This window comes from Paraburkholderia sp. BR14374, assembly GCF_040948685.1.
In the GTDB taxonomy this organism is placed as follows: domain Bacteria; phylum Pseudomonadota; class Gammaproteobacteria; order Burkholderiales; family Burkholderiaceae; genus Paraburkholderia; species Paraburkholderia youngii.
Map to the genome: position 1 here is coordinate 1 of NZ_JBFPKF010000008.1, position 13,270 is coordinate 13,270.

Annotated in this window: 8 protein-coding genes and 2 tRNA genes; 5 read left to right on the plus strand and 5 right to left on the minus strand. The window is 62.2% G+C overall.

All coding sequences use genetic code 11. The features are described from left to right. Nucleotides 1–63: 63 nt before the first annotated feature. The gene (locus tag AB3X86_RS19670; protein WP_368597304.1) at nt 64–2,868 is read right to left on the minus strand and encodes a bifunctional YncE family protein/alkaline phosphatase family protein; all 2,805 of its coding nucleotides are present in this window, start codon (nt 2,866–2,868) and stop codon (nt 64–66) included. Between the two features lie 459 nt (nt 2,869–3,327). On the opposite strand from AB3X86_RS19670, the gene AB3X86_RS19675 reads away from it, so the two are divergent. After that, on the plus strand, nt 3,328–4,170 hold the full coding sequence (locus AB3X86_RS19675) for a helix-turn-helix transcriptional regulator (RefSeq protein WP_368597305.1): 843 nt from the start codon (nt 3,328–3,330) through the stop codon (nt 4,168–4,170). Nucleotides 4,171–4,253: 83 nt separating this feature from the next. After that, nucleotides 4,254–4,631: a cupin domain-containing protein gene (locus AB3X86_RS19680; protein WP_368597306.1), complete on the plus strand. Its 378-nt coding sequence runs from the start codon at nt 4,254–4,256 to the stop codon at nt 4,629–4,631. Between the two features lie 9 nt (nt 4,632–4,640). On the opposite strand, the gene AB3X86_RS19685 is transcribed toward AB3X86_RS19680, so the two are convergent. Together AB3X86_RS19685 and AB3X86_RS19690 are read right to left on the minus strand one after the other, a co-directional pair. Beyond that, nucleotides 4,641–5,387 carry an SDR family oxidoreductase gene (locus tag AB3X86_RS19685; RefSeq protein ID WP_368597307.1) on the minus strand — a complete coding sequence of 249 codons (747 nt, stop codon included), beginning with the start codon at nt 5,385–5,387 and terminating at the stop codon, nt 4,641–4,643. Between the two features lie 73 nt (nt 5,388–5,460). Then, on the minus strand, nt 5,461–6,288 hold the full coding sequence (locus AB3X86_RS19690) for an SDR family NAD(P)-dependent oxidoreductase (protein ID WP_368597308.1): 828 nt from the start codon (nt 6,286–6,288) through the stop codon (nt 5,461–5,463). Nucleotides 6,289–6,384: 96 nt separating this feature from the next. On the opposite strand from AB3X86_RS19690, the gene AB3X86_RS19695 reads away from it, so the two are divergent. The 3 genes from AB3X86_RS19695 (at nt 6,385) to AB3X86_RS19705 (ending at nt 12,534) form a co-directional block, all read left to right on the plus strand. Beyond that, a complete protein-coding gene (locus AB3X86_RS19695) occupies nt 6,385–7,251 on the plus strand; it encodes a helix-turn-helix transcriptional regulator (RefSeq protein ID WP_176365814.1) in 867 nt (288 codons plus the stop codon). Between the two features lie 107 nt (nt 7,252–7,358). Further along, nucleotides 7,359–11,648, plus strand: coding sequence for a TIR domain-containing protein (locus tag AB3X86_RS19700; protein WP_368597309.1), 4,290 nt, complete (start codon nt 7,359–7,361; stop codon nt 11,646–11,648). 28 nt (nt 11,649–11,676) lie between these two features. Next, on the plus strand, nt 11,677–12,534 hold the full coding sequence (locus AB3X86_RS19705; RefSeq protein ID WP_184225643.1) for an MBL fold metallo-hydrolase: 858 nt from the start codon (nt 11,677–11,679) through the stop codon (nt 12,532–12,534). A 166-nt stretch (nt 12,535–12,700) separates the two neighbouring features. On the opposite strand, the gene AB3X86_RS19710 is transcribed toward AB3X86_RS19705, so the two are convergent. Both AB3X86_RS19710 and AB3X86_RS19715 read right to left on the minus strand, forming a co-directional pair. Next, nucleotides 12,701–12,787: transfer RNA gene (locus AB3X86_RS19710), tRNA-Leu, on the minus strand. A gap of 227 nt (nt 12,788–13,014) precedes the next feature. Further along, nucleotides 13,015–13,101: transfer RNA gene (locus AB3X86_RS19715), tRNA-Leu, on the minus strand. Nucleotides 13,102–13,270 lie beyond the last annotated feature (169 nt).

Below are 13,270 nucleotides of genomic sequence, written 5' to 3' on the forward strand. Positions count from 1 at the left end.
GTCCCGCCCCCCGCCGATTGCAGCTACTGCGTGTGCAGCGCGACGGGCGATGCGAACCCTCGATCAATCGTCATCGTCGTCGGCAGCGGCGACCGTCTTCGTCCCCTCCGCAGAGCTCTTTGTGTAGATCGAATGCGGCGCCGGGTACGGCTTGTCTCCCATCACGCCGGTCCACAGCACCCGGTTGAAGAGCTCCGGCGGAACCCGATCCTCCTTGGAGAAATCGAAGCCCTTCGTCGCGTTTGCCCAGTAAGTCGCGTCATGCAGCGGATGAATGTCCGGACCCTGTGCATACTGATTGCCGTCGTTGCCGGCGGATGTCGGGCCGGTGGCCACATTGCCCACGTTCGTACCTCTCAGAATCGTCGACGCAACGGCAGTGTAGGTCCACGAACCATCCGAGCCAGTGTCGAAGACGTCGGCCATCGGTTGCGCATACGCGGTGTTCAGATTGATGTGCTGGGTGCCGAGCACGTCTTCCATGGTACGGATCGCGTTCACCTGGCTGTACGCGGTGCTGACAACGGCGTTCTTCTTCACGTATGCGCCAACGACGTAGGCCGGGGCGCGGTGCGAGTCGACGTGATCGGAACCGGCCTGCGAGTCGTCCTCGACCACCACGATCAGCGTGCTTTTCGCGTACGGGCTGTGGGCGACCGTTTCGATCAGCTTGCCCACCGCGAAGTCGTTGTCCGCCTGCTCCTGTTCGGCCGTCCCCATCTGACCGACGTTCTGTGCATAGCTGCCGGTGTGATCGGAACCCATGCGGACGAATTCAAACGACGGCAGATTGCCGTTCGCGACGTACTGCTGGAACTCGCGGTTCCATTCGAGTTCGCGGAAGGTGTCCGGATAGGCCTGATCGAAGCCGCGGTAGTACGGGTCCGTCAGCGTGACGAGCGACGGCTTGAGCGGGTGCGCCTGAATGTTGCCGGCGGCAAACGGGTTGAGGAGGGGGCTCGCGATCGTGCCGATCGAACCGGTGTTGTTGACCATGCCGCCGTAGTTGCGAACCGTGCCGCCCGCTTGCAGCACCGCGTCATAGATGCTCGCTTTCTGGTAGCCGAACGGCGCATCCGGTACCGAAATGTCGGCGATACCCGGCAGCGCGTTGGCCGTGCCGCCCGGCAGCGACGCCGTGACCGTGCTGTAGGCCCCGCCCGAGGCGCCATCGCGCATCGCGGTGGTGGCGAGGCCAACCGGCAGACCGCGATTGGCGCCTTCGGATTCATACGACATGCCGCGGCTCACGCCAGCGTAGTTTTCCTGCTGCGCCACTTCCTCGGTCGGCGTGACGTGCGCGTGCTGCACCCACGACCAGCCATCCATCGAGCCGTCGCCCGGATCGGCGAAGTTGTCGATCGTCACGAAGTTGCCAGCGATATTGTGGAAGTTCGGCGTGGTGGCCTTGCCATACATCGTCAGCGACGGATCACCGTTCGAGCCGTTGCCGAGGTCGCCGAGAATCTGGTCGAAGGTCCGATTTTCCTTGACGACATAGATCACGTGCTTGATGTGATCGTGCAGGAAATTCATCGTCTGGCGATCGCTTTGCGACTCTCTGACCGAATAGTGGTTGTTCTCGTCGACCTGGCTGGTCAGCCGGGCCAGCACGTCGCCCCTCGGAACCGGTGCGCTCACGAGGCTGCTCTGCTCGAGACCGAACTGGTACTGGGCCGTCGTGCCCGACGTGTAGAGCGGATTCGGGCCGGTGTTCGACTTGCCGTTGATGATGTACATCTGCGAGCCGTCGGCGCTCAGCGTGACGTCCTTGGGCGCATACGCGGTCGGGATCAGGCCGGTGACGTGGTAGCCCTCGTTGCCATCGAGCGAGATCACGGCGATCGAGTTGTCGCCGTTGTTGACCGCATACAGGGTTCTGCCGTCGCGCGATACGGTTACGTTGACCGTGTCGCGGCCGCTGTACTTCCTGTTGCTGCCGCTGCCCTGATCATCGCCGTCGCCGGATTGGCGGGCGATGTCGATCGTCTTTTCGACCCGGTGGCTGGCCGTATCGATGACCGCAACCTGGTCGGTATTCGCCACCGCGACGTAGAGCTTGGACTGATCCGGCGAAAGGGTCATTCCATAGGCATTGCCTTTCACCGGAATGCGAGTGATGAATTGCGGCGCGGCCGGGTTCGACAGGTTGAGCACCACGACTTCACGGTCGCGCACCGACGAGATGAACGCCGTGTCGTCGGATTTCAGCGAAACGGCCCACGGGTATTCGCCACCGGCAACGCCCTGCGTGCCCGACGTATTGAACGGACGCAGATCGTATTCCGACATCACGGTGTTCGACGTCGTGTCGATGATGGAGATCGAGTCGTTGTAGTTGTTGGCAACGACGAGGATCCTGCCATTGCCGGAGAGAGCGAGACCACCGGCGTTCGGCTTCACCCCCGACCCGATACCCTTGCTATGGTTCCGGGCGATGGCTGCGGTTTGTGACCATTGGGCCGACGCAAGAGCCGACGGGCGGCTATATACATAGACCGCGTCGTCCGCGCCACCGGTGCCGTACAGCGTCTGGTTGCCATTCCATGCGAGGCCATCGAACGCATTGTTCTGGTGGATGGCCTGCACGAGCTTCGGCGTGGCCTTGTTAGCGCCCGACACGTCGTAGATGAAGATGTACTGGGTCGAGTCAGTCTTGTCCAGCGTGCTGTTGCCGGCACCCGTGTAGACGGTGTTATAGCCTGCCGTAATCACGGCGAGCGTGTTGCCATCCGGGCTGAGTTGTGACTTGATCGCGCCGCTGACGATCTGGGTCGGCTTTGCCGAAAGCTGCGGGTTGAGCAACTGCTGCACGGCACCCGGTATGGCTCGCGGGGAAATGAACTGCCCGGTCGGCAGAAGCTCCATGTCGCCCTGCGGTGCGGCAAAGGCAATACAGCTTGTCAATAATCCTAATGCAAATCCAGATTGAATGAGATTTCGATGCATTTTGTTTCTCTCCAGATAATCAAAACAAAATAGCCAAATTGGATTGGAATGGAATCATTTGTCAGGTCGGTTTGCCCCTGATCGAGGACATGTGCCAGCGATTCGTCCAGGCGGGACGCATTGAAACCGTGCCGCTCTGTAGCTTTCAGCACGGCAACATTTAGTCAGTTTGGAATGTCAGTGGAATGACACGTTTGAAGCATGTGCATTCCGAATGAATCTTTCACAAAAAATTATCTATCGATCGATATGCAAGCGTAATTTAAATGTAAAAATATTCTTGAAATAAAGTGCTCGTTCCGACATCGTGGCAGGAGATGACTTGCAGGGCCAACAAGTGTCTAATATCGATTGCAACGTCTCTTTGGGAGCAATCCCATGCTACGGGTACTTGAGCCGGGCGACTACTTCGGCGCTACCACCCTGCAATACAGGGATGATGGCATCTCGGTCGTGGAGACCCAATTCGCAACGGATCTCATCATTCCGCAGCACGAACATGTGAATCCGTTTTTCTGTTTCGTGCTGGACGGACGCGGTACACGATCCTGGCCGTCACGCGGTGGCGAAGACGGGCCGATGTCACTGACGCTTTTCCCCGCAGCCGTACCGCACGCAAATTGCTGGTACGGGGCCGGCGGCAAGGCGCTCCATGTCGAATTTTCGTCTTCGTGGCTAGAGCGGCTGGGCGGTCGGACCCAAGTCCTCGGTCGCCCGGATGACTTTGCCAGTGGAGCTCCGTTGTCGTTCATGCGCCGTCTCGTCCGCGAGTGCCGTGAGCAGGATTCGGCTACGTCGCTAGCAGTCGAAGGGCTGGTACTCGAACTTCTTGCGGCCTGTGAGCGGGCCGCCCCGCGCGCGGCGACGGTTGGCGGTTCACGTCGATGGCTCGCTCGCGTGGAAGCATTGCTGCACGATCGTTTTCGTGAGGCGTTGACGTTGGACGAAATCGCTTCGGACAGCCATGTTTGCGCCGACCACCTCGCGCGGGAATTCCGCAAGCACTATGGCTGTACCGTCGGAGATTACGTGCGCCAGCTTCGGCTCGATTTGGCCTGTGCTCAATTGAGCAGTGGACGCCATTCGCTCAAGGCGATTGCTCAGGCCGCTGGTTTCGCCGATCAAAGCCACTTTACGCGCGTGTTTCGGCGCAGGATGGGGCTGACACCAGGCGCGTATCGCGCGCAGTTGCTCGAAGGTCGCTCCTGTACCAAAGATTGACGGTCCGGTACAAGACCAACAGAACTGGCAAGGCCTACAGTGGCTCGCATCTTCGACACGAACTAACGTTCACGGAGACTGATGTGAGCACCCATTCCTTTCCGTACTCGACCCACCTTAACGTCCTGTACTCCTTCGGCGAAGTCATCGACGTGCCCGCCCTCGTGGCGGCAAACGGTCATCCCTGGTACAACCAGACGCTGTGTCAGGTGGACCAGTCGGTAGTTCGGCTGGGTGTCGTGCAGGGCGAATATCATTGGCACAAACATGACGCGCAGGACGAATTCTTTTATGTGGTTAGCGGACGCTTCCTGATCGACCTCGAGGACCGGGTCGTCGATCTGGGCCCGGGACAAGCGTTTGTCGTGCATAAAGGCCTGCTGCATCGCCCTCGAGCGCCTGTGAAAACGGTGATCCTGATGGTCGAGGCGGCGGGAATCGTTCCCACCGGTGACACCTGATGCAGATCGTCAGCGAGGCTCGGTCAGCGGGACGGTCTGGCCAGTCGAATCCAGACCAATTCCGCCGTCGCATATGATGGTTTGCCCAGACATGAAGGAGTTCGAAATCAGAAACTCAATCGCCATGGCAATGTCGTCAGGCTGGCCAATTCGTCCAACCGGCGTTCTCGCCGCATAACCGGCAAAAGCGGACTCCTTATCTTGCTCCGAGAGAAAGTCCCACCACGGCGTATCAATGACGCCAGGGGACACTGCGTTAATCCGCAACGGGCGTAGCTCTGCCGCCAGGATCGGCACGATCGCAGCAATCGCCGCGTTCGCTGCGCCGAGGCCCGCTGTTCCGGGCATGGCCGAGTGTGCCGATACGGCAGAGAGAAAAGTGATGCTTCCGGTTTTCGCAATCGACGCAAGCGCCGCCTGGGCACACGCGAAATGAGGAAACACTTTCTCATCGAATCCCATACGCACCGCATCGAGACTGACGGCTGAAAACGGGCCTCCCCCCTTGCCACTGCCGAGCGCGAGAACCAGGTGGTCGATTGCGCCAATCTCGGCAAACGTGCCGGCGATGGTCGATGCATCGGATGCATCGAATTTCACCGTATTTGCAGCGCCGCGCAACGCGGCCTTCGCTTGGGCCAGTTTCGCCGAATCTCGCCCGGCAATCGTAACCGCGTATCTCCGGTCCAGTAGCCGGCTCGCTGTAGCGAAGCCAATTCCGGAAGAACCGCCGACAATGAAGACATGATGTGACATGGTTGAAGTTTCCGCTCTTTGAAAAATGCCGGGTTTCCGGAACCCGGGCGGACCGACATCGAAGTTCGATGTGTCAATGTGCCAGCGACGGGTCCGTCAACTGAAAGCTGAGCTGACGCAGTCGCTTGCGAAGCGCAGGGTTGTAGGCGTCGGGATGAGCTCTGGCGAGCCTCATGCCGTCGAAATAAAGGCCGGTACGGCCTTCCATTGCGGTGCTGGCCGCAAGATGAAGAACTGCGTCAGCACCTTCCTCGACCGTGCTCAGAGGCGTGATTCCCCCATTCCTCACCATGGTCGTATCCATGTATGTGGCCGGATGCAGACAGTTCGCCGTCACGCCGGTCTGCGCCAGTTCGTCGGCCAGATCGAACGTGAACATGATTTGCGCGAGCTTGCTCTGGCAATAGGCCGCGGTACCGCTATAGCCGTGGCTCAACATCACGTCGTCGAAATCGATCGGGCGTTGTCCCGCGGAAGCAACATTGACAATCCGCGATCTCGAGCCCTTCAGCAATAGAGGCAGCAGAAGCCTCGTCAGGGCAAAGCCCGCGAGGTAGTTCACCGCGAACCGCAATTCGATTCCATCCGCCGTGACTTGCCTGATCGAGCCACGCGGACCGGTCCCGATGCCTGCGTTGTTGATAAGCAGGTCGAGTCGATCGTGCGCGCGTCCGATCGCGCTTGCCAGCGATTGAACTTCCGCGAACGTAGACAGATCAGCCGGATAAAAAGTCGCTTTGCCTCCCGCATCCGCTATCTCGCGAACGACGGATTCGCCCCGTTCCATGTTTCGCCCGTGAACGAGCACATGCGCGCCCTGGGCTGCCAGGCGATTCGCGACGCAGCGGCCGAGTCCGTCGGTGGAGCCGGTAACCAGCGCAAGCTTGTTCGTCATGTTCATGATTGAATAGACTGGAAGTTGATTTCGTCTTCATCCTGTGCGCTTTGCCGCGCGACAAACAGTGCTGGATCGATACTGGTATAGGGAGCTACCACGATGACGATGAACGTCAGAACCCTCGCCGCCGAACGGCGCCGTGGTGAGCTAGGGGCATTCCTGAGGTCGCGGCGCGAGCACCTGAGTCCGGCCGCGGTCGGATTGCCGGACGGTTTTCGACGACGCACGCCGGGGCTGCGCCGCGAGGAAGTCGCGATGCTCGCGGACGTCGGCATCACGTGGTACACCTGGCTCGAACAGGGGCGCGACGTCCGCGCGTCCGAAGAGGTGCTGATCGCAATCGCGGATGCGTTGCGACTGGACGCCGTTGAGCGGCGGCATCTGTTCGTATTGAGCGATCGTCCGTCGCCGGAACTCCAGTCGACGAATCCGGAAAAGCTCGAGGAGCCGGTGCAACGGATGCTCGCCAGCCTGTCAGGCCAGCCCGCTTACGTCACTGGCCGTCGCTGGGATATCCTGGGCTGGAATCGGGCCGCCACCCTGGTATTCGGTGACTACGGGCAGCTTTCGGTGGATGAGCGCAATCTGATGTTCATGGTTTTCGCGAATGCGCGGCACCGCCGTTTGCTCGTTGACTGGGAGGAAGTGGCGCGTGCGTCCCTTGCGATGTTCCGTAACGACAGTGCCCGCTATGTGGGCGATCCTGACTTTGAACGGCTGATATCGACGCTGCGACACAGGAGCGACGAATTCAGTACGTGGTGGCGCAGGCACGAGGTGCTCAATCCGTTATCGAATATCAAACGCATCAGGCATCCGCGAAAAGGCCTGATGGTCTTCGAATACACCAGTTTCGCGCTGCTGGACGGCTCCGATCGCAAGCTCACCGTCTACACGCCGCTTGACGAATGCCGGACCGCGGACAAGCTGGACGCCCTCATCGTGTCCGCCAGGCGCGAGCTATAAAGCATTGAGGCAATCAATTCTGCGCGCGGGATGCCAGACTCGAACACATGAGGTGGATGGTGTCCTTTGCGAGTGCAGTCAACTGCGGGACTGAAGTTCGCAGCGCGATGCCCACGATCTTCATCAGCCACGCCAGCGCGAATAACGCTCTCGCGCTCGCGATCGGACACTGGCTTGCCGATAACGGCTGGGACAATTACTTCCTGGACCTCGAGCCGGTCGAGGGGATGGCTGCTGGGGAACGCTGGCAGGAAGCGCTCAAGTCTGCGGCCGACCGCTGCGAGGCCGTGCTGTTTCTGATTTCGCCCGCATGGTGCGACTCTCGCTCGTGCCTGGCTCAGTTAACCTTTGCCAGATTCCTAGGCAAGACAATCTTCGGTGTGCTCGTCGAGGCGACGCCGATCGACGCCTTGCCGAAAGAATTGACGGCGCAATGGCAGGTCTGTGACCTCACCGCCGGGACTCAACGCCAGAGCTTCCGGGTCTCGCATGACCCGCTCGTTTCGGCAACTGAAGTCTCGTTCGCCAAAGCGGGGCTTGCCCGGCTCGAGCTTGGGCTGCGACGAGCCGGCTCCGCTCCGTCGGGCTTTCCGTGGCCGCCGGCCAACGATGCCGAGCGCCCCCCTTATCCGGGACTGAGAGCGCTGGAGGCCGAGGATGCGGCCGTGTTCTTTGGCCGGGACACGGCGGTCTTGCGCGGGCTCGATACGCTACGCAGCGTCCGCGAGCAGGGGATCGAGCGGATGTTGGTCATCCTCGGCGCATCCGGAGCGGGCAAGTCGTCCTTTGTGCGGGCCGGCCTGTGGCCGCGCCTGAAGCGCGATGACCGAAACTTTTTGCCGCTTCCAGTGATCCGTCCGGAGCGGGCTGTTGTTACTGGCGCCACGGGACTCGTCGTCAGTATCGAGCTGGCCTTTCAGGAACTCGCGGTACTCAGGACGCGGGCCGAGATCCGCCAGGCAGTTCAGACTCCTGATGGATTCGAGCAATTGCTTGGCCAGCTTCAAACGCTGCACTGCTCGCGGCTCGCGTCAGATGCCGTTGCGCCGACCGTTCTGGTCTGCGTCGACCAGGGCGAGGAATTGTTCAGCGCGGAAGGCGAAGAGGAGTCTTCGCACTTCCTGTCCCTGCTTGCGAGGACGCCCGCCACGGCGGAACACGAGGGCATTCAGACGATCGGCAAACGGCAGCGTGCGCTTGCGGTCGTGGCGATCCGCACAGACGCTTACGAGCAATTGCAGAGCGCGCCAACGCTGCGCGGCGTGCCACCGCGTGTCTTCGGTCTCCCTCCATTAGAGCGCGCGGAATTCAAGGCGGTGATCGAGGGTCCTGCCGCGCGGGCTACCGCCGCCGGGCGCAAGCTGACGATCGAGCCTGCGCTGACCGAGCGGCTTCTTCGGGATACTGAAGGGGCAGACGCATTGCCCTTGCTGGCCTTCACGCTCGAGCGGCTATTTACCGACTATGGCGCCACCGGAAACTTCAGCGTAGCCGACTATCAGGCGATCGGGGGTATGCGCAGTTCCATCGAGGCCGCGGTCGAATCGGCATTTGCCGATCCCGGACCGGAGCCCGCCGTTCCAGCAAATGAGGCCGAGCGCGAGCGCCTGCTGCGCGAGGGCTTGATCCCATGGCTCGCACACGTCGAACCGCTGACGCAACAGCGCGAGCGCCGCGGGGCACGCTGGGATGAGCTTCCCGAATCCGCCCATGCCGTCCTGAAGCGTCTCATCCGGTATCGACTGTTATTGCAAGACCAGCGCAAGGCCGAAGCTGGCAATGAGGAAACCACCATCGTTGAAATCGCGCACGAGGCGTTGTTACGGCAGTGGCCTGTCCTTGCCGCCTGGCTCGACGCGGACGCGGATGCGCTCAAGACAGTCGCAACCGTGCAGCGAGCGGCGCACGAGTGGCAAAAGCACGGGCAGGGGACGGCCTGGCTGGCCCACGCCGGCGAGCGGCTGACGAGCGCGGAAGCGATCCTGCAGCGTTCGGACTTCGAACGAATGCTGGGCACGGATGACCTTTCCTATTTGCGGGCTTGCCGCGGGCGCGAGGAGCGCGCACGCGAGGAGCGCGAGTCGCAGTTGCAGCGAATCGATCAGACACGGACAGCGTCCACGCAGCGACTCATCCAGGTACTGATGGGCGTAATCGCGTTCATTCTGATTGCGACAGGGGGGTGGATCATTCATCAGACCCGGACGGTCGCACGCCAGACTTCTGTTGTGCTGGCGTCGGCGGCGACGTTGGCGAACGACGCGGGAATCTACGATCGCGCAATGCGCTTCGCGATACTGGCGATGCGCAAGAGTTGGCTCTCACCGGGATCGGTTGACGCAGAGCTGGAGCTCATGCGCGGCGCGCAGGCATCGATGCAAATTGCGTTGCTCGGCGGGCATCAGGATGCGGTCGATTCCGCCGTATTCAGCCCCGACGGCAAGCGGGTGGTGACCGCGTCCTGGGATGGGACCGCGCGGGTGTGGGACGCGGCTACCGGCAAACAGATCGTGCAGCTCAGCGGACATCAGGGGCTGATTTATTCCGCCGCCTTCGGCCCGGACGGCCGGCGCGTGGTGACCGCCTCGGCGGACAGGACCGCGCGAGTGTGGGACGCGGCTACGGGCAGACAGATCGTGCAGCTCAGCGGGCATCGGGATCTGGTTTATTCCGCCGCCTTCGGCCCGGACGGCCGGCGCGTGGTGACCGCCTCGGCGGACAGGACCGCGCGGGTGTGGGACGCTGCTGCGGGCAAACAGATCGTGCAGCTCAACGGGCATCAGGGGCCGGTTTTCTCCGCGGCCTTCAGCCCGGACGGCCGGCGCGTGGTGACCGCGTCCGCGGACAGGACTGCGCGGGTGTGGGATGCGGTGACCGGCCAGGTGATCGCGCAGCTCAGCGGGCATCGGGAACTGGTGAGCTCCGCGGCCTTCAGCGCGGATGGCCGGCGCGTGGTGACCGCGTCCGATGACAAAACCGCGCGGGTTTGGGATGCGGCGACCGGCCACGTGATCGCGCAGCTCGCCGGGCATCAGGGACCGGTTTTCTCCGCGGCCTTCAGCCCGGACGGCCGGCGCGTGGTGACCGCGTCCGATGACAAAACCGCGCGGGTGTGGGATGCGGCGACCGGCCACGTGATCACGCAGCTCACCGGACATCAGGGACCGGTCAGCTCCGCCACCTTTAGCCCGGACGGCCTGCGTGTGGTGACCGCCTCCGATGACAAGACCGCGCGGGTGTGGGATGCGGCGACCGGACAGATGATCGTGCAGCTCATCGGACATCAGGGGCCGGTGAACGTCGCCGTCTTCAGCCTGGACGGTCAGCGGGTGTTGACTGCATCCCGTGACAGGACAGCGCGCGCGTGGGACGCGGGGAAGGGGATCTTGCTGCTCAGCGGACATCAGGAGCCAGTTGTTTTCGCCGCCTTCAGCCCGGACGGTCAGCGGGTGGTGACGGCGTCCCGTGATAGGACCGCGCGGGTGTGGGACGTCGCCACGGGCAAGCAGATTGCGCTGCTCAGCGGGCATCAGGGGTGGGTTGACTCCGCTGCGTTCAGCCCTGACGGCCAGCGGATAGTGACCGCGTCCGCGGATCAGACCGCGTGGCTGTGGGACGCGGCCGCGGGCAAACAGCTCGCGCAGCTCAGCGGGCATCACGGGGCAGTTTTTTCCGCCGCCTTCAGCCCGGACGGCCAGCGGGTGGCGACGGCGTCCGCGGATGGGACCGCGCGAGTGTGGGACGCGGCCACGGGCAAACAGATTCTGGTGCTCAGCGCGCATCGGGAGCCGGTTGATTCCGTCGCCTATAGTCCGGACGGCCAGCGGGTGGTGACTGCGTCCTGGGATGGGACCGCGCGGGTGTGGGACGCGGCCACCGGCAAACAGCTCCTGGCGCTCAGCGGCCATCGCGGCACCGTTTTTTCTGCCGCCTTCAGCCCGGACGGACGGCGCGTGGTGACCGCGTCCGCGGATGGGACCGCGCGGGTGTGGGACGCGGCGACGGGCAAACAGATCGCCCAGTTCAGCGGGCATGAGCGGGCAGTGGACTCCGCCGCTTTCAGCCCGGACGGCCAGCGGGTAGTGACCGCGTCCGCGGATCAGACCGCGCGAGTATGGGACGCGGCGACTGGCCTGGTGATCGCGCAACTCACCGGCCACCTGGGAGCCGTGAGCTCCGCCGCCTTCAGCCCGGACGGCGAGCGGGTGGTGACCGCGTCCGCGGATCAGACCGCGCGGGTGTGGCCTATCCGATGGCTTATGCAGAATCGAGGGCGGAGCCTGGCGATGGCGGTGTGCAAGGAAAGGCTTGTGGGAGCAAACTTGCTCACAACCGGTGATGGAGCCGCCCTTTCTCTCGTACGCGGGCGCCGGGGCGAAAACGTATGTGGATCCTGATTTGCCGACCGGACGACAGGAGCATCGAATGAAGCCGACACGCAACGCCGATTCCGTCCCAGGCGAGTGGTACATCGACACAGCGTGCATCAATTGCGGTGCATCGCGTCACGTCGCGCCGGGGCTGATTGTCGAACGAAACGACAAGAGTGTCTTCTTGCGGCAGCCCGTTACGCCCGAAGAGCACGTCGACGCATGGCGTGCGGTGCTCGTGTGTCCTACGGCGTCGGTACGGAGTGAAACGAAGCAGCCTCGTCCGGGTGTCGCGATCTTTCCACAGCCGATCACGTCGGCTGTGTGGCGCTGCGGATTTAACGCGCGGTCGTCGTTTGGCGCGCACTCTTACTTTGCGAGGCGTCCGGACGGCAATCTGATGATCGACTCACCGCGCTACGCGGCGGAACTCGTGAAATGGTTTGATGAGAACGGTGGCATCGCGCACATCCTTCTATCGCATCGTGACGACGTCGCGGACGCAGATAAATACGCCCGTCATTTCGGCGCGCGCGTCTGGATTCACCGGGAAGACATGTCGGCCGCGCCTTATGCAACGGACCTGCTCGACGATGGATCGGCAACGGACATTGCGGTCGGCGTAAGCGCGATCCCTGTGCCCGGGCACACGCGCGGCAGCGTCGTGTACCTGCTCGACGACAGCGTGTTGTTCTCGGGTGATTCCCTTGCGTGGAGCCCGCGCGCGGGGGACCTCGTCGCGTTCAGGGACGCGTGCTGGTATTCATGGTCTGAGCTCACCGAATCGCTTGGCAAGTTAGCCGCGTATCGCTTCGACTGGTTGCTTCCTGGTCACGGCTGGCCCACGCACTTGCCGGCCGATGAAATGCGCGCCCGCTTGCTCGCGTTGGTTGTTCGCATGCGGAAGGATTGATGTTGACGGGCTTTCGTGGCGAGATCGGCGCATGTGCCGCAATGCAGGTGGGGCTGAGAGCGTGGCCTGGCGCTTCGGAAGCCCAGCTGGGAATAACAAAAAACCCCGTAAGACGCGCATCTTACGGGGTTTCTCGAACTACTTCGGCTTACGCCGGAACAACTTGTGGTGCCCAGGAGAGGACTCGAACCTCCACGGTGTTGCCACCGCTAGGACCTGAACCTAGTGCGTCTACCAATTCCGCCACCTGGGCACGTCTTCAAGCTAGACCGCTATTTTAGCAAGATGATTAAGTTTGTCAATCTCTGCTTCAAACAAACTTGCTTTTCTCATCTGCCCGGTTGAACGCGCAGCGAAGTGATGCAACCGCTAACGAACCACCGTCCTGCTGATCCGGCAATCGAAATAGGAACAGCGATTTCGATTGCCAGGCCTTACACAAAAAAGAGAGCCGCCAGAAGGCGGCTCTACTTTCGAATCTGGTGCCCAAGAGAGGACTCGAACCTCCACAGTGTTGCCACCGCTAGGACCTGAACCTAGTGCGTCTACCAATTTCGCCACCTGGGCAGGTGATGAACTGCAAAGACCGCCATTATAGCGACCGATTCCGACCTGTCAAGCGATTTGCCGAACGCGTTTGAACCTCGCGGCGAGCCGGCGCACGACGCGTCCGAACCACCGGCGCAGGCCCGCGTGGCGCCCGACACGGGTGTTAGAATGCCTCGCAGTAGTTCGT